The organism is Stenotrophomonas sp. TWI377, from assembly GCF_039674525.1.
In the GTDB taxonomy this organism is placed as follows: Bacteria; Pseudomonadota; Gammaproteobacteria; order Xanthomonadales; family Xanthomonadaceae; genus Stenotrophomonas.
In genome coordinates this window covers 70,160-87,029 of the sequence record NZ_JBDJNT010000006.1, presented here as the reverse complement: position 1 = coordinate 87,029, position 16,870 = coordinate 70,160, and the positions used below count along the sequence as shown (strand labels likewise).

Here is a 16,870-nt window from a genome sequence, read left to right as displayed (position 1 = left end):
GACATCCTGTGAAACTGACCCTGCAGATCGACTCGCTTGCGTTGCTGGCCCCGTTCCGGATCAGCGGTTACGTGTTCGAAAACGCGCCGGTGCTGCGCGTGGAACTGGAAGAGGACGGCCATCGCGGCCGTGGCGAAGCCAGCGGCGTGTACTACTTCAACGACACGCCCGAGCAGATGCTGGCCACGCTGGAACTGCTGCGTGCGCGGATCGAAGCCGGCATCACCCGCGCCGAACTGCAGCAGCTGCTGCCCCGCGGCGGTGCGCGCAACGCGCTGGACTGCGCGCTATGGGATCTGGAAGCAAGCCGCACCGGCAAGCATGCCTGGGCGCTGGCCGGACTCTCACAGACCCGGCCGCTGCTGACCACCTGGACGCTGGGCGCCGATGACCCGGCGACGATGCAGTCGATCGCCACCGGACGCTATGCGCCGGCCAAGGCACTCAAGCTCAAGCTCAGCGGTGACCTGGATATCGACATCGAGCGCGTGCGCGCGGTGCGCAAGGTGCGCCCGGAGGTGTGGATGGGCGTGGACGCCAACCAGGGCTACAGCGTGGATGTGCTCGATGCGCTGATTCCGGTGCTGCTGGAGAACGACATCAAGCTGCTGGAACAGCCCCTGCCGCGCGGTCGCGAAGCCGAGCTCAAGGGCTTTGCGCGGCCGCTGCCGTTCGCCGCCGACGAAAGCGTGCAGGACGCTTCAGAGATCGAAGCGCTGGCAGGCCTGTTCGACGTCATCAACATCAAGCTCGACAAGGCCGGCGGCCTCACCGAAAGCCTGGCGATGGTCGGCAAGGCGCGCTCGCTGGGCATGCAGGTGATGGTCGGCAACATGATCGGCAGCAGCTGGGCGATGGGCCCGGCCTTCATCGTGGGCCAGCATTGCGACGTGGTGGATCTGGATGGCCCGCTGTTCCTGCGCGACGATCGCGTGCCGGGCCTGCGTTACGACGAGGGCCTGGTGCATTGCCAAGATGCCGTGTGGGGCAAGGGAGTGCAGGCATGAGTCTCTGGCGCCCCCTGATCTGCGGCCTGCTGCTGGCCTCCACCGCCGCGTTCTCGCCGCTGCATGCGCAGGCACCCACGCCCGTCGCGACACCCGCCGCACCGGTGGCTGCCGAGACGCCGGACACCCTCACGCCCGCACCGGCCGCCACCGGCACGCTGGATGCGGCCCGTGTCGATACGTTCCTGGATGGCCTGGTGCCCTATCTGATGGCGCAGGGCGATCTCGCCGGCGCCGTGGTCACCGTGGTCGAGAACGGCAAGGTCGTCACCGAGCGCGGCTTTGGTTTCTCCGATGTTGAAAAGCGCACGCCGGTGGATCCCAAGACCACCCTGTTCCGCCCGGGCTCGATCTCCAAGCTGTTCGTCTGGACCGCGGTGATGCAGCTGGTGGAACAGGGCAAGCTGGACCTGGACACCGACATCAACACCTACTTGGACATCAAGGTCCCGGCCAAGGGTGAGCCGATCACACTGCGCCAGATCATGACCCACACCAGCGGTCTGGAAGAGCGCATGCGCTACCTGATCGTGCTCGGCCCGGACCATCCGGCCAACCGCGACAACTACCTCAAGGAATGGGTGCCCAACCAGATCTCCGCACCGGGCACCACGCCGGCGTATTCCAACTACGCCACCGGCATCGCCTCGTACATCGTCGAGCGGGTCAGCGGCCAGCGCTTCGAGGACTACGCCAGGCAGCACATCCTGCAGCCGCTGGACATGCAGTACGCCAGCTTCGAACAGAAGCTGCCGGCCGAGCTGCTGCCGCACGCCGCCAAGGGCTATCTGCTGGGCTCGGGCAAAAGCTATCCGGCCGAGAAGAACACCGCGCCGGGCGTGGGCGGTCTGTATGCCTCCGGCTCGGCGATGGCACGTTTCATGATGGCCACGCTCAATCATGGTGAGCTCGACGGCCAGCGCATCATGCGCGCCGAGACCAACGCACAGATGCTGACCCCGCAGCCGGCGATCCTGCCGCATCTGCCGCGCATGGCCCTGGGCTGGATGGCCTCGGACACCGGGGGCTACGACACGCGCTCGCACGGCGGCACGATGCTGTTCTTCTACTCGTGGCTGTGGATGATCCCGGAACGCAACATCGGCGTCTTCGTTTCCACCAACAGCGTGGGGCGTGATGCGGCCGGTTCTGCCCTGCGCGCCCAGGTGTGGGAGCGCTTCGTCGAGAATTTCCTGCCGACCCTGCCGATCGAACGCGCCGGCCCGGGCGTCGATGCTGCGATGGCGCGCGAGCACGCCGCTGCGCTGGCCGGGACGAGCTGGCAGAGCACGCGCCGTTCGGACAGTTCGTATCTGCGCATGCTGACGCTGTTTGCACCGATCCGTGTGCACCCGCAGGAGGACGGCACGATCACCGTCGATGGCCAGAAGGGCCTCAACGGCCAGCTGCTGCGCTGGCGCGAGGTGTCGCCGTGGTTGTGGCAGCAGGAGAACGGCCGCGGCCTGTTGGAAGTGAAGGTCAAGGACGGCCGGCCGGTGTACTTCTCCGGTGGCCCGTTCGCCTCGGTGTTCGGCTTTGAACCGATGCCGGGCTGGCGTTCGCCGGCGTGGCTGCGCCCGGCGCTGTTCGTCGCGCTGGGGTTGCTGACGCTGTCGGCCGTACTGCGCATCGGGGGCGTGTTCGTGCGCCGCTACTACCGTGTCGGCGCGCCGGCAGAACGCCGCGGCCTGCGCTGGCTGCAGACGTTGTCGATCACCACGCAGCTGGGCACCGTCGTCGCCTGGGCGCTGTACGTGAAATCGATCGCTGGTCCGGGCGCGATCTCCTCGTACACCAACGGGCCGTTGATCCTGGTGCAGGCGTTGTCCTGGCTCAGCGTTATCGCCGCCCTCGCACTGGTCTGGGTGGCCGTCCGCGCGCCGGCCAGCTGGCCGCGCGTGCGCCGCTACGGTGCCTGGGTCGTCGCACTGGCAGGCCTGGTGGTGGCGTTCGTCGCCATTACCCAGCGCCTGATCAGCACCGGTCTGCAGCTCTGACCTACGGACGCCCTGCCCGATGACCCTCGATGCACCGCGCAAGGCCTGGTTCGGGCAACCGCCAGGCCTGACCATCCTGTTCCTCACCGAGATGTGGGAGAAGTTCTCCTATTACGGCATGCGGGCGCTGCTGGTCTATTACATGACCAAGCAGCTGCTGTTCTCGCAGGAACAGGCCTCGATGGTCTACGGCCTGTACACGGCGCTGGCCTACCTCAGCCCGGTGTTCGGCGGCATGCTCGCCGATCGCTGGCTGGGCAAGCGGCGGGCCGTGATCCTGGGCGGCGCGATCATGGCGTTCGGCCACTTCCTGATGGCCTTCGATGCACTGCTGTATCCGGCATTGCTGGCGATCGTGCTCGGCAACGGGCTGTTCCTGCCGACCTTGCCCGGCCAGGTCGGCGATCTGTACCAGCGCGATGATCCGCGCCGTGGCTCGGCGTTCAATGTGTACTACGTGGGCATCAACCTCGGTGCGTTTCTCGCCCCGCTGATCTGCGGCACGCTGGGTGAGGTGTATGGCTGGCATGTTGGCTTCTCCGCAGCCGGCATCGGCATGCTGCTCGGCCTGGTGATCTACATCACCGGCCGCCGCCATCTGCCGCCGGATCCGCCGCGCAGCGAACGCGCCACGCTGCCCTTCTCCGCCCTGTGGCAGCCAGCCTACCGCCCGCTGCTGCAGGTGATGGCGATGATTGCCGGCTTGATCGTGGTGTTCCGCCTGGCCTACGAGCAGATCGGCAACACCATCGCGATCTGGCTCGACACCGGCGTGGACCGCGTGCTCACCGCCGATTTCACCCTGCCGATGACCTGGTTCTTCTCGCTCAATCCGCTGCTGGTGTTCCTGATCACGCCGATGCTGGTGCAGCACTGGACCCGCCAGGCCCGCAACGGCTGCGAGCCGGCCGCACTGACCAAGATGGCGATCGGTGCTGCGGTGGTCGGCCTGTCCTTTGCCCTGGTGGCGATGCTGGGCGGTGAACCGTCGGCCAAGGTGGGCTGGCTGTGGGCCGTCCTGTTCTTTGCGATCTTCACCTTCGGCGAGCTCTTCATCCTGCCGGTGGGACTGGGCCTGTTCGCACGGCTGGCGCCGGTCGGCTTTGGTGCCACGATCATCGCGTTCTGGTTCCTGGCCTCGTTCGGCGGCAACCTGCTGGCCGGCGCGGTCGGCACGCTGTGGTCAACGCTCTCCAGTGCCGTCTTCTTCTCGCTGATGGCGGGCACCTGCATGCTGGTTGCGGTGCTGATGCTGCGCCTGGAGCGACGTGCCCGGCCATTGCTCGTCGGCAATGCTGCACCTGCACCACAGCGTGCCGCCGCGGCCGACGGTGCCGTGACGTCGGGTTGAGCCGGCAGCGTTGAGCATCGCGATCGGCCGCAGCGACGATCGCGGTCGATAGCGACCCGTTTCCCGGCGTACGCCCCTGGGACAGATCAGACCGCCCGGCAACGCCGTTCGGCACCCGCTGAATTGCTGCAGCGCAATAGTCCGTAATGGGATGATGTTTTCTGATTGCGCTTGACATATACCTGATCAGGCTAAATATTCCTTACATAGGATTTGTAGGGATGTCGAAATGCCCGATCAGTTTCCGTACGACCCCAGCCGCCGGTGTGCCCGCGCGCCCGCACTGACCGCCAGCCTCCACGCCCATCGCGCCCCTGGCCAGCAACACGGCCTTGCACCTGCCAAGGCCCGTTACCTGCCGTTTCCTTCCCCCACGCCCCCTCCCCTTACCGACGTGCCAACCCGGCGCGGCTGCGACAGCGCGCGCGTCCCTACCCGTGCACGGCGGTTACCGCCGTGCACGGCCGTCGTTTTTCCTGCCTGACCCCGTTGCTGATTCCGGAGAGCCCGCCACATGCGCAAGCCGATGAAACGTTCGATCCTCGCTTCCACCGTCACCTTGTGCTGCATGGGCCTTGCCACCGCGGCGATGGCCCAGGATGCCGACGCCGATGGCAGCCGCAGCACACCCGATGTGGTGGAGCTTGATCGCGTGGTGGCGACCGCACAGAAGCGCGCCGAGAACGTGATGGAGGTGGCGGCCGGGGTCAGCGTGATCAGCGAAGAGCGTCTCGAGGCATTCGGCGCCACCCGCCTGAACGACTTCGCCGCCTACGTGCCGGGCTTCCAGGTGGACAGCGGCGGCGCACCGGGTCAGACCACGATGGCACTGCGCGGTGTCGCGCCCCTCGGCGGTGGCTCGATCATCGGCACCTACATCGACGACACCCCGATCGGCCCGAGCAGCAACAAGCAGCGCGCGACCACCTATGCACTGGATCTGCTGCCGTATGACATCCAGAGCGTGGAAGTGCTGCGCGGCCCGCAGGGCACGCTGTACGGCGCCAGCTCGATGGGCGGCCTGTTCAAGTACGTCACCAAGGCGGCTGATCCGGATGGTTTCGAGTTCCGCGCCGGCATGGACGTCAATGCCACCAAGGAAGCGGGCGACGTGGGCACTGGCGTGCGCACCTCGTTCAACGTGCCGCTGATCGAAGGCAAGCTGGGCCTGCGCGCCAGCCTCTCGCGCCAGGGCACGCCCGGCTATGTGGATCAACCCGACCTCACCGGCGAGGACGCCAAGGACAGCAACGGCTACTACCAGCTGGCCTCCCGCCTGGCGCTGACCTGGCGCATCAGCGACACCGCCAACCTGCGCGTGCAGGCGTTGTCGCAGATCGTGGATGCCGACAACTCCAGTGCGGTGGGCTTGACCTATCCCACGCTGGAGCCGATCCGCGGCCCGCTCGAAGGCATCCTCCAGCGCGCCACGCCGTACCGGATGGAAACCGACTACTACTCGGCGATCCTGGACTGGGATCTGGGCAACGTTGATTTCGTCTCCGCCACCAGCTTCTCCGAAACCCGCATGGACGAAGTGCAGGATTCCACGCTGGTCTATGGCGTGGCCTGGCCGCTGCTGACCCCGTACCCGGCCGGCCAGGCCCAGTTCGATGTCTTCCTCGGCACGCGCAAGTGGACCCAGGAGTTCCGCCTGAACTCCAAGGAGAACGAGCGCTTCGAATGGTTGCTTGGCACCTTCTTCACCGGCGAGAAAAACACCAACCGCCAGCAGGTCAGTGCCTACGATGCAAACGGCGTCCCGCTGCCGTTCAACCCCGGTGCCGCCAGCCTGCCCGGCACCTACGACGAGCAGGCGATCTTTGCCGACGTCACGTATAAGTTCAGCCCACGCTTCGATGTCTCCGCCGGTGTGCGGCACGCGCGCAACCAGCAGGATTTCGAACAGCACAGCACCGGGCTGCTGTACGGCCCGCGGCCGATCGATCTGGCCGACTCCGCCGATGACAGCGTGACCACGTGGAAGCTGGCCTCGCGCTGGCACCTCAACGACAGTTCGATGATCTACGCGCGCTACGCCACCGGCTATCGCCCGGGTGGACCGAACGTATCGACCTCCGGCGTGGTGCCGATGACCAAGGCCGACACGCTGGACAACCTCGAGCTCGGCTTCAAATCGCACTTCTGGGACCGCCGCGCGATGATCGACCTGGCGCTGTTCCGGATCGACTGGGACGACATCCAGGTGCGCGTTTCCGAGAACGGCCTGAGCTGGATGGGCAACGCCGGCAGCGCGCGCAGCCAGGGGGCGGAACTGAGCTTCATGGTCCGCCCGGCCGAGCGCCTGACGATCGGCCTCAATGCCGCCTACATCGATTCGAAGATCGGTGATGTACCGCCGTCCAGCGGACTGGTGTCCGGCAGCCGGATGCCGATGACGCCGCGCCTGAGCTGGTCGAGCACGATCGACTACGACTTCGATGTGAGCGACCAGTGGCAGGGCCGGGTCGGCGCCGGCTACCGCGTCACCGGCGAGCGCGTGGCCGGCGCGTACGACATCGACAGCTACAACGCGCTGGACCTGCATGCCGAGCTGACCAACATGACGTGGACGGTCCGCCTGTACGCCCGCAATGCCACCGACGAGCGTGCCTACGTCTCCACCGGCTCGGTGCGGGACGCGCTCAACCGCTACGTCGCGGTGACCGGCGTGCCGCTGCAGCCCCGCACGATCGGCATGTCGATCGACTATCGCTACTGAGTGCCGTAGCGCCGTGCCCGGTGTTGCGCACGCCGTCGCCGGGCCCACCGTCGGAAGAGACTAAAGGATTATCCTGATTGGGTTGCATATTCTCTGATTAGGACTTATACAGATCCAACCAGGTCTAACAACTACGAGCCCCTCGTCGTGAATGCCTCCCCTCTCTTCTCTCCGCCGACTACTGGATCCCTCATGAGCGCAACGCCCACCGCTGCCGTACAGGCTCTCGCCGCCCTCCCCCAGCCGTACCTGCTGTTCCTGGGCGATACCACCGAAGCGGGCTTCGCCAAGACCGCGATCGGCCTGCACGACTGGGCGCCGGAAGTGTGCGTGGCCGAGTGGAGCCTGCCCGGCTGCCCGATCACCACCGGCCTGCCGAGCATGACCCCCGCGCAGGCGCGCGCCGCCGGTGCCCGTGCGATGGTGATCGGCGTGGCCAACGGCGGTGGGGTGATTCCCTCGCAGTGGCTGCCGGCGCTGGTGGACGCACTGGAAAACGGCCTGGACCTGGTCAGTGGCATGCACCAGAAGCTGGATGACATTCCGGAACTGGCTGCCGCGGCCGAACGCCACGGACGCGAGCTGATCAACGTGCGCGTGCCGCCGCGCGGCATCCCGGTTGGCAACGGCCGCAAGCGCACCGGCAAGCGCGTGCTGACCGTCGGCACGGACTGCGCGCTGGGCAAGAAATACACCGCGCTGGCGCTGGCACGCGGCCTGCGTGGACTCGGCGTGGATGCCGACTTCCGTGCCAGCGGCCAGACCGGCATCCTGATCGCCGGCAGCGGCATTCCGATGGACGCGGTGGTCGCCGATTTCTCGGCCGGTGCCGCCGAACTGCTCAGCCCGAATGCGGCCGACAATCACTGGGATGTCATCGAAGGCCAGGGTTCGCTGTTCCATCCCGCCTACGCCGGCGTCAGCCTCGGTCTGCTGCATGGCAGCCAGCCGGATGTGTTCGTGGTCTGCCACCAGCCGGGGCGCAAGCACGTGCTGGGGTATCCGGACTATCCGCTGCCCTCCATCGAAGAGGTGATCGCGTTGACCGTACAGCTGGGACGCCGTACCAATCCTGATATCCGCTGCGTCGGCGTCAGTCTCAACACCCATGGCATGACCGAGGCCGCGGCATCGGCCGCCTGTGCCGAGGTCAGCGCGCGTCTTGGTCTGCCGGTGGCCGACCCGATGCGGCAAGATGGGGAATTCAACCGTTTGCTGGAGGCCTGCATCGCATGAAGATGACATCCCGTACCTTGAGCCTGTGCGTTGCCGCGTTGCTGGGCCTGAGTCCGCTCGCCGCGTTCAGCGCCAGCAAGACCAGCCCGGTGGAAACCGAAGTCGCGCGCCTGGCTACCCTGGTCGACGGCAAGGTGGGTGTCTCGGCGTGGCGCCTGGATGGCAAGGGGGCGCAGGTCCATCTCAATCCCGACGAAGCATTCCCGATGGCCAGCACGTTCAAGGTCGCCGTGGCGGCCGTGATCCTGACCAAGGTCGATGCCGGCGAACTGGCGTTGACCACGATGGTGCCGGTGCCGAAATCGTTCTATGTCGATTCGGAAGTGATCGCCGATCGTTTCATCCACGACGGCGTGAGCCTGTCCGTGCACAACCTGCTTGAAGTGATGCTGACCCAGAGCGACAACACCGCCACCGACGTGCTGGTGGCGCAGGCTGGCGGGCCGGCTGCGGTCACTGCCTGGCTGCGCGCGCAGGGCATTGAAGGCCAGCGCCTGGATCGCAACACCCGGCAGCTGCTCAGCGATATCTTCGGCCTCGGTGACGAGCCGCTGACCAAGGAGCGCGTGGCCGAACTGACCCTCGACCCCGAGGTCGTCAAGCGCACCAAATCCGGCAATGAAGCCTTCGACAAGGATCCGCGCGACACCTCCACGCCGCGGGCGATGTCGACCCTGCTGACCCAGCTGTTCACCGGCAAGGCGCTGAGCCCGGCCAGCACCGAGGTGCTGGTGCAGATCATGGAACGTTGCCGCACCTGCAGTGCACGCCTGCGGGGCAGCCTGCCGCCGGGCACCAAGGTGGCCGACAAGAGCGGCACCGTGGCCGGCACCGTCAACGATGTGGGCGTGGTCACCCTGCCCGATGGCAGCCAGTTCGCGATCTCCGTGTTCGTCAAAGCCAGCAATTCCCCGCGCAGCGAACGTGAGCGTGTGATCGCCGAGATCGCCCGCACCGTGCGTGACTTCTACCTGCTGCAGCCCACGGCCGCCCGCAAGTGACCGCCGCCGCCAGCCGGTTCCAGCGGTATCTGTTGCCCGGTCTGGCGTTCAAGTCGGCCGTGATCGGCGGCGGCTACGCCACCGGCCGTGAGCTGGCGGAGTTTTTCCTGCCCTCGGGCCCCTGGGGCGGCCTGGCGGCGATGGTGTTGTCGATGCTGATCTGGAGCGTGATCTGCATCCTGACGTTCCTGTTGGCACGGGCGATCCGTGCCAACGACTACCGCACCTTCTTCCGGCATCTGCTCGGCCGTGGCTGGTGGACCTTCGAGGTGGCCTACCTGGCGCTGATCGTGGTGGTGCTGGCCGTGTTCGGTGCCGCCGCCGGCGAACTGGCCGCGACCATGTTCGGCTGGCCGCGCATCGTGGGCACCCTGCTGCTGGTGGCGATCATCACCGGCGTGGTGCAGGCCGGCACCAATGCCGTCGAACGCATGTTCAAGCTGATGTCGGCCTTCATGTATCTGGTCTACGCCATTGCCGCGTGCCTGATCCTGTACCGCTTCGGTGGCGGCGCGATGGCACAGCTCTCCAACACCCATGAACTGGGCAAGGACTGGGTGCTCAACGGCGTGACCTACGCCGGCTACAACATGTTCGCGGCGGTCTCGATCCTGCTGGTGGTGCGCCACCTGCTGTGCCGACGCGATGCGGTGATCGCAGGCGCCCTGGCCGGCCCGCTGGCGATCCTGCCGGCGATCGTGTTCTACGTCTGCATGCTCGCGTTCCTGCCGGACATCGCCGACGCGCCGCTGCCGTCGGACCTCATGCTTGGCCAGCTCGGCCTGCCGTGGTTCCAGCTGCTGTTCCGCCTGATGATCATGGTGGCCCTGGTCGAAACCGGCGTCACCCTGATGGCCTCGGTGGACGGCCGCATCAGCGTCAACTGGAAGGAACGCACCGGTACCGCACCGAAGCGCGGGGTCCGCGTGGCGATCATCGTGGCGATCCTGCTGATGGCCGTGTTCATGGCCGATGGCATCGGCCTGGTCGCACTGATCGCAAAGGGCTACCGACTGCTGGCCTACGCCATCCTGGCCACCTACGTGGTGCCGTTGCTGGCCTATTCGGCGTGGCAGATCTGGTCACGCCGCGGGCAGGCCTTCACCGCGCCCGTGGGTGAACTGCCCGATCCGCGCCCCGCGCTGGCCGATGCCATCGGCGCTCATCCGCCACAGGCGAAGACCAGGAACTGATGCAGTGCGCGTGCCGGCGCGGACAGGTCTTCGTCCGGGCGCCAGACCAGGCCGACTTCCATCGGCGGTACCGCATCGGTGAGGGTGCGTACGTCGATCCGGCGCCCCTCCAGCGACCACGGTCGATAGACCATGTCCGACAGGATGCTGACCCCGAAGCCGTAGGCGACCATGCCACGCAGCGCTTCCAGCGACGAGGTGCGGAACACCACGTTGGGTTCGCGCCCGACCGAGCGCCAGTAGCGCATCGCCGACTCCTGCCCTTCGTCGACCATCAGCATGATGTACGGGTACGGCTCGACGTCGGCCGGGCTGATCACCGGCAGCTGCAGCAGCGGATGCGACTCGGCCAGCCACAGCTGGCGGCGCGAGCGGATCAGCACCTGGCGCCGCAGCACATAGGGCTCGGCCATGTTGGAGATGATGCACAGCCCGAAATCGAGCTCACCGCTGCCGACGCCCTGTTCGATCGCCGCGCGGTCCATGTCGACCAGATCCACCTCCACCTGCGGGTAGGAGCGCTTGAAGCGCGCCAGCAGGCTCGGCAGGAAATAGCCCAGCACCGTGTAGGACGCGCCGATCCTCACCCGGCCTGGCAGCGTGTTGGCCAGGAACATCGGCTCGCTGAGCGCGTCCTGCAACGTATCCAGGATGTGCCGCACATGCTGGTGGAAGCGGTGCCCCTCGGCGGTCAATCCGACCCCGTGCGGCATGCGGTCGAACAGCTTCAGCCCCAGCGAGGTTTCCAGCTGGGCGACCGCGGTGGTGATGACCGACTGGGAGACGTGCAGCTTGCGCGCAGCCTGCGAAAACTGCCCCAACTCGGCCGCTTCGGCAAAGTACCGCAGCTGGCGCAGGGTCATGTTGGCGGGGATTTGCATGCACGGGCTCCCACGGAATGAAGATATCTGAATAAACAATACCTCATACGCAATTAAACAAATTTACGATAAGCCGCTGTGCCTCTAGACTTCACACCGGGTGCAATGCGCCATGGCCCCAGCCGCCTTGCAAGCGCTGGCCCTTACCCGCTTCGCGACGAGATCCCGCCCGGATGTCGGCGCGCCAACATCGCCATTACCGTTGCCCCCCGCCTGCGGTATGCCTGTAGCTCCATGACCCAAGCCCAGCGAGGCCCCTGACATGTCATCACCCCAGATCCCCGCCACGCGTGAACCGTTGCGTTTGCACGTGCCCGAGCCCAGCGCCCGTCCCGGCGAGGCCACCGACTTTTCCTATCTGAAGCTGAGCCCCGCCGGCGCGGTCGACAAACCGCCCGTGGATGTGAGCGCCAGCCAGACCGCACCGCTGACCGGCCAGCTGATCCGCGTGCTGGATGACAACGGCGACGCCGTGGGCCCGTGGGCTGCCGACATCGACGACGCCGTGCTGCTGCGTGCGATGCACGCCATGCTCAAGACGCGCGCCTATGACGCCCGCCTGCTGATCGCCCAGCGCCAGAAGAAGACCTCGTTCTACATCCAGTGCCTGGGTGAGGAAGCGATCGCCGTCGGCCAGACCCTGGCGCTGCGCGATGACGACATGCAGTTTCCGACGTACCGCCAGCAGGGCATCCTGATCACCAAGGAAGTGTCGCTGGTCGACATGATCTGCCAGGTGCTGTCCAACGCGGCCGACCCGCTGAAGGGCCGCCAGCTGCCGATCATGTATTCGTACAAGGATTACGGCTTCTTCTCGATCTCCGGCAACCTGACCACCCAGTACATCCAGGCCGTGGGCTGGGCGATGGCCTCGGCGATCAAGGGCGACACCCGCATCGCCACCGCATGGGTGGGTGATGGCGCGACCGCCGAAGGCGATTTCCACGCCGCGCTGACCTTCGCGCACGTGTACCGCGCCCCGGTCGTGCTCAACGTGGTCAACAACCAGTGGGCGATCTCCACCTTCCAGGCGATTGCCGGCGGTGAGAACACCACCTTCGCCGCGCGCGGCGTGGGCTACGGCATTCCGTCGCTGCGTGTGGATGGCAACGATCTGCTGGCGGTGTACGCCGCCTCGCGCTGGGCTGCCGAACGCGCCCGCAGCAATCTTGGCCCGACCCTGATCGAGTGGGTGACCTACCGCGCCGGGCCGCATTCGACCTCGGATGATCCGTCCAAGTACCGCCCCGCCGATGATGCCCAGCAGTTCCCGCTCGGCGATCCGATCGACCGCCTGAAGCAGCACCTGATCAAGCGCGGCCTGTGGAGCGAGCAGCAGCACGACGAACTGCGCACCGAACTGGATGCCGAGATCCTGCGTGCCCTCAAGGAAGCCGAGACCCACGGGTTGCTCGGCAGCGACAACCGTCCCGGCGCGGCCCTCATGTTCGAAGACGTCTACAAGGACATGCCCGAACACCTCCGTCGCCAGCGTCAGCAGTTGGGAGTCTGAACACATGAGCGGGATTGAACAGAACAACACCGGCGGTACGCCGATGACCATGATCCAGGCGCTGCGCTCGGCGATGGACGTGATGCTGGAACGCGACGACAACGTGGTGGTCTTCGGCCAGGACGTGGGCTACTTCGGCGGCGTGTTCCGCTGCACCGACGGCCTGCAGACCAAGTACGGCAAGCAGCGCGTGTTCGATGCGCCGATTTCCGAGAACGGCATCGCCGGCGCGGCGATCGGCATGGCCGCCTACGGCCTGCGCCCGGTCGCCGAAATCCAGTTCGCCGATTACATCTACCCGGCCTACGACCAGATCGTGTCCGAAGCGGCGCGCATGCGCTATCGCTCCGGCGGCAGCTTCACCTCCTCGCTGGTGTTCCGCACCCCGTGCGGCGGTGGCATCTACGGTGGCCAGACCCACAGCCAGAGCCCGGAAGCGATCTTCGCCCACGCCACCGGCCTGCGCACGGTCATGCCGTCCAACCCGTACGACGCCAAGGGCCTGCTGATCGCCTCGATCGAGAACGACGATCCGGTGATCTTCCTGGAGCCCAAGCGCCTGTACAACGGCCCGTTCGACGGTCACCACGATCGCCCGGTCACCGCGTGGTCCAAGTACCCGGACAACCTGGTGCCGGAGGGCTACTACAACGTGCCGCTGGACAAGGCCGCCATCGCCCGCGAAGGCAAGGCACTGACGATCATCACCTATGGCACCACCGTGTGGGTGGCCAAGGCCGCCGCCGAAGATGCCGGGATCGATGCTGAAGTGATCGACCTGCGCAGCCTGTGGCCGCTGGACCTGGACGCCATCGTCAATTCGGTCAAGAAGACCGGCCGCTGCATCGTGCTGCACGAAGCCACCCGCACCTGCGGCTTCGGCGCCGAGCTGGTCGCGCTGGTGCAGGAGCACTGCTTCTACCATCTGCAGGCCCCGGTGGAACGCGTTACCGGCTGGGACACCCCGTATCCGCACGCGCAGGAATGGGACTACTTCCCGGGTCCGTCCCGGGTCATCGATGCAATGCAGCGCGTGCTGGAGGACTGAACCATGGGACATCACGTCATCAAGATGCCGGACATCGGTGAAGGTATCGCCGAAGTCGAACTGATCACCTGGAAGGTCGAGGTCGGCGGCCCGGTCGCCGAAGACCAGGTCGTGGCCGAGGTCATGACCGACAAGGCCATGGTCGAAATCCCCTCGCCGGTGTCAGGCACCGTGGTCTCGCTGGGCGGCACGCCCGGCCAGATGATGGCCGTCGGCAGCGAGCTGATCCGCCTGGAAGTGGAAGGCGCCGGCAATGCCAGTGCTGCCAGTGCACCGGCTGCTGCCGCGCCGGCCGAACCGGTTGCTGCGCCCAAGGCGGCTGCACCGGCCGCTGCACCTGCCACCGCCGCCGAGGCCGCACCGGCTGCGACGCCGGCCAAGGCCGCCGCTGCCTCCGCACCTGCCTGTGCCGCCAAGCAGGACGCGCGTGGCGCGGTCACCAACGGCGTGCTCAACGCCGGTGAAGCCCCGCTGGCCTCGCCCGCCGTGCGCCGCCGCGCCTGGGACCTGGGTATCGAGCTGCGCTACGTGCCGGCCACCGGCCCGGGCGGTCGCATCCTGCAGGCCGATCTGGATGCCTACGCCGCCGCCGGTGGCAAGGCGCAGCCGGTCGGTGGCAGTGCCGGCGGCAGCAGCTACGCGCGCCGCACCGGCGAGCAGCAGGTGCCGATCATCGGCCTGCGCCGCAAGATCGCGCAGAAGATGCAGCAGTCCTGGACGACCATTCCGCACATCACCTATGTGGAAGAAATCGACGTCACGGAAGTGGAAGCCCTGCGTGCCAAGCTCAACGAACGTTGGGCCAAGGAGCGCGGCAAGCTGACCCTGCTGCCGCTGCTGGCACGCGCCGTGGTGCTGGCCGCACGCGACTTCCCGCAGATGAACGCCCGCTTTGATGACCAGGCCAACATCGTGACCCGCTACGAGGGCGTGCAGCTGGGTATCGCGACCCAGAGCGAGGTCGGCCTGTCGGTCCCGGTGGTCGCGCATGCCGAGTCGCTGGATCTGTGGCAGACCGCCACCGAGATCGCGCGCCTGGCCAATGCCGTGCGCGTGGGCAAGGCGACCCGTGAGGAGCTCTCCGGCTCGACCATCACCATCAGCAGCCTCGGTGCGGTGGGCGGTGTGGTGTCGACCCCGATCATCAACCATCCGGAAGTGGCGATCGTCGGTGTGAACCGCATCATCGAACGCCCGATGTTCCGCGAGGGCCAGGTGGTGGCGCGCAAGCTGATGAATCTGTCGTCCTCGTTCGACCATCGCATCGTCGATGGCATGGATGCGGCCGAGTTCGTGCAGGCGATCCGTACGCGCCTGGAAACCCCGGCCCTGCTGTTCGTGGAGTAAGCGATGTCCAATACCCTTCAAACCCAGTTGCTGATCATCGGCGGCGGCCCCGGCGGTTACATCGCCGGCATCCGCGCCGGCCAGCTCGGCGTCAAGACCGTCGTGGTCGAGGGCGTCAATCCGGGTGGCACCTGCCTCAACATCGGCTGCATTCCCTCCAAGGCGCTGATCCATGCCGCCGAGGAGTTCGCCAAGGTCACCGCCTATGCGGCAGGTACCTCGCCGCTGGGCATCAGCGTGCAGGCCCCGTCGCTGGACCTGGCCAAGACCGTCGCGTGGAAGGCCGGCATCGTCAAGAAGCTGACCGGTGGCGTCAGCGCACTGCTGAAGAAGAACGGCGCGCAGCTGATCAAGGGCTGGGCGACGATCGTCGACGGCAAGACCGTCGAGATCGCCGGTGCCGCGGAAGACGGCGGCACGCTGCGCATCACCTGCGAGCACCTGCTGCTGGCGACCGGCTCGGTGCCGGTGGAACTGCCGTTCCTGCCGTTCGGCGGCAAGGTCATCTCCTCCACCGAAGCCCTCTCGCCGACCTCGCTGCCGAAGCAGTTGATCGTCGTCGGTGGCGGCTACATCGGCCTGGAGCTGGGCACGGTGTACCGCAAGCTCGGCTGCGACGTCACCGTGGTCGAGGCCCAGGAACGCATCCTGCCGGCCTACGACGCCGAGCTGACCAAGCCAGTGGCCACGCATCTGGAGAAATCCGGCGTGAAGCTGCTGACCGGCCACAGCGTGCTCGGCCTGGCCGACAACGGCCAGCTGCGCGTGCGTGACAAGGACGGTAACGAAATCGCGCTGGACGCCGACCAGATCCTGGTCGCGGTGGGCCGCCGCCCGAAGACCGACGGCTTCAATCTCGAATCGCTGCAGCTGGATCTGACCGGCAAGGCGATCAAGATCGACGACCAGTGCAAGACCTCGATGCGCAACGTGTGGGCCATCGGCGATGTCGCCGGTGAGCCGATGCTCGCGCATCGGGCGATGGCGCAGGGCGAACTGGTGGCCGAGATCGTCAGCGGCAAGAAGCGCCACTTCGTGCCGGCCGCGATTCCGGCGGTGTGCTTCACCGACCCGGAAATCGTGGTGGTCGGGCTGTCGCCGGACGAAGCCAAGGCACAGGGCATCGAGACCAAGGTCGCGCTGTTCCCGTTCGCCGCCAATGGCCGTGCGATGTCGCTGGAATCTACCGATGGTTTCGTGCGCGTCGTCGCGCGCAGCAGCGACCACCGCATCCTCGGCTGGCAGGCCGTGGGCGTGCAGGTCTCGGAACTGTCGATCGCCTTCGTGCAGTCGATTGAGATGGGCGCCACGCTGGAAGACATCGCCGGCACGATCCATCCGCACCCGACGCTGGGTGAGGCGGTGCAGGAAGCGGCACTGCGTGCGCTGGGGCATGCGCTGCATATCTGACGCATCTGCAAGGCGCTGCTGAGGCATCGGCAGCGCTGGATGTCCAGGCAGGAAGAGAAACGGCCCGCACTGCGGGCCGTTTCTTTGTGTTGCTTCCGGTACGCCGCAACGAGCGGCCGTGGCTGTTGGCTGTGGCGGATGGGCCACCGGCCGTCCATCCCATC

General features: G+C 66.8%; 12 protein-coding genes. 11 read left to right on the top strand and 1 reads right to left on the bottom strand.

Annotated elements, in window-relative coordinates; translation table 11 throughout:
• Nucleotides 1–8 precede the first annotated feature (8 nt).
• From ABE546_RS07665 to ABE546_RS07635, 7 genes are all read left to right on the top strand, one after another.
• On the top strand, nucleotides 9–1,007 hold the full coding sequence (locus ABE546_RS07665) for a dipeptide epimerase (RefSeq protein WP_346463102.1): 999 nt from the start codon (nucleotides 9–11) through the stop codon (nucleotides 1,005–1,007).
• Nucleotides 1,004–3,004: a serine hydrolase domain-containing protein gene (locus ABE546_RS07660; protein ID WP_346463100.1), complete on the top strand. Its 2,001-nt coding sequence runs from the start codon at nucleotides 1,004–1,006 to the stop codon at nucleotides 3,002–3,004. Before ABE546_RS07665 ends, ABE546_RS07660 begins: the two co-directional genes overlap by 4 nt.
• A gap of 19 nt (nucleotides 3,005–3,023) precedes the next feature.
• The gene (locus tag ABE546_RS07655) at nucleotides 3,024–4,355 is read left to right on the top strand and encodes a peptide MFS transporter (protein ID WP_346463098.1); all 1,332 of its coding nucleotides are present in this window, start codon (nucleotides 3,024–3,026) and stop codon (nucleotides 4,353–4,355) included.
• Between the two features lie 514 nt (nucleotides 4,356–4,869).
• Nucleotides 4,870–7,077 (top strand): TonB-dependent receptor, encoded by a 2,208-nt coding sequence (locus ABE546_RS07650; protein WP_346463096.1) that lies wholly within the window; start codon nucleotides 4,870–4,872, stop codon nucleotides 7,075–7,077.
• 192 nt (nucleotides 7,078–7,269) lie between these two features.
• Nucleotides 7,270–8,313, top strand: a complete 1,044-nt coding sequence (locus ABE546_RS07645; protein ID WP_313212689.1) for a DUF1611 domain-containing protein — start codon at nucleotides 7,270–7,272, stop codon at nucleotides 8,311–8,313.
• The gene (gene bla / locus ABE546_RS07640) at nucleotides 8,310–9,314 is read left to right on the top strand and encodes a class A beta-lactamase (RefSeq protein WP_346463094.1); all 1,005 of its coding nucleotides are present in this window, start codon (nucleotides 8,310–8,312) and stop codon (nucleotides 9,312–9,314) included. The genes ABE546_RS07645 and bla overlap by 4 nt, the downstream gene beginning before the upstream one ends.
• Nucleotides 9,311–10,507, top strand: a complete 1,197-nt coding sequence (locus tag ABE546_RS07635) for a hypothetical protein (protein ID WP_346463092.1) — start codon at nucleotides 9,311–9,313, stop codon at nucleotides 10,505–10,507. Before bla ends, ABE546_RS07635 begins: the two co-directional genes overlap by 4 nt.
• Here ABE546_RS07635 and ABE546_RS07630 read toward each other — a convergent pair.
• Entirely contained in the window at nucleotides 10,477–11,388 is a 912-nt protein-coding gene (locus tag ABE546_RS07630; RefSeq protein ID WP_070427220.1) for a LysR substrate-binding domain-containing protein, read from the bottom strand. The two genes, ABE546_RS07635 and ABE546_RS07630, sit on opposite strands and share 31 nt — an antisense overlap.
• Before the next feature lie 262 nt (nucleotides 11,389–11,650).
• Between ABE546_RS07630 and ABE546_RS07625 the strand changes: the two genes are divergently transcribed.
• Genes ABE546_RS07625 through lpdA form a run of 4 tightly spaced genes read left to right on the top strand, consistent with a single transcriptional unit; the run spans nucleotide 11,651 to nucleotide 16,706 of the window.
• Nucleotides 11,651–12,901 carry a 3-methyl-2-oxobutanoate dehydrogenase (2-methylpropanoyl-transferring) subunit alpha gene (locus ABE546_RS07625; protein ID WP_070427219.1) on the top strand — a complete coding sequence of 417 codons (1,251 nt, stop codon included), beginning with the start codon at nucleotides 11,651–11,653 and terminating at the stop codon, nucleotides 12,899–12,901.
• A gap of 4 nt (nucleotides 12,902–12,905) precedes the next feature.
• Nucleotides 12,906–13,949 carry an alpha-ketoacid dehydrogenase subunit beta gene (locus ABE546_RS07620; protein WP_070427218.1) on the top strand — a complete coding sequence of 348 codons (1,044 nt, stop codon included), beginning with the start codon at nucleotides 12,906–12,908 and terminating at the stop codon, nucleotides 13,947–13,949.
• Between the two features lie 3 nt (nucleotides 13,950–13,952).
• The gene (locus ABE546_RS07615; RefSeq protein WP_070427217.1) at nucleotides 13,953–15,296 is read left to right on the top strand and encodes a dihydrolipoamide acetyltransferase family protein; all 1,344 of its coding nucleotides are present in this window, start codon (nucleotides 13,953–13,955) and stop codon (nucleotides 15,294–15,296) included.
• A gap of 3 nt (nucleotides 15,297–15,299) precedes the next feature.
• The gene (lpdA, locus tag ABE546_RS07610) at nucleotides 15,300–16,706 is read left to right on the top strand and encodes a dihydrolipoyl dehydrogenase (RefSeq protein WP_346463090.1); all 1,407 of its coding nucleotides are present in this window, start codon (nucleotides 15,300–15,302) and stop codon (nucleotides 16,704–16,706) included.
• The last annotated feature ends 164 nt before the right edge of the window (nucleotides 16,707–16,870 follow it).

Bases quoted from the DNA above. Each gene is read 5' to 3' on its own strand.
- ABE546_RS07660 (WP_346463100.1), top strand. From the start codon at position 1,004: ATGAGTCTCTGGCGCCCCCTGATCTGCGGCCTGCTGCTGGCCTCCACC.
- ABE546_RS07655 (WP_346463098.1), top strand. From the start codon at position 3,024: ATGACCCTCGATGCACCGCGCAAGGCCTGGTTCGGGCAACCGCCAGGC.
- ABE546_RS07650 (WP_346463096.1), top strand. From the start codon at position 4,870: ATGCGCAAGCCGATGAAACGTTCGATCCTCGCTTCCACCGTCACCTTG.
- ABE546_RS07645 (WP_313212689.1), top strand. From the start codon at position 7,270: ATGAGCGCAACGCCCACCGCTGCCGTACAGGCTCTCGCCGCCCTCCCC.
- bla (WP_346463094.1), top strand. From the start codon at position 8,310: ATGAAGATGACATCCCGTACCTTGAGCCTGTGCGTTGCCGCGTTGCTG.
- ABE546_RS07630 (WP_070427220.1), bottom strand. From the start codon at position 11,388: ATGCAAATCCCCGCCAACATGACCCTGCGCCAGCTGCGGTACTTTGCC.
- ABE546_RS07625 (WP_070427219.1), top strand. From the start codon at position 11,651: ATGTCATCACCCCAGATCCCCGCCACGCGTGAACCGTTGCGTTTGCAC.
- ABE546_RS07620 (WP_070427218.1), top strand. From the start codon at position 12,906: ATGAGCGGGATTGAACAGAACAACACCGGCGGTACGCCGATGACCATG.
- ABE546_RS07615 (WP_070427217.1), top strand. From the start codon at position 13,953: ATGGGACATCACGTCATCAAGATGCCGGACATCGGTGAAGGTATCGCC.
- lpdA (WP_346463090.1), top strand. From the start codon at position 15,300: ATGTCCAATACCCTTCAAACCCAGTTGCTGATCATCGGCGGCGGCCCC.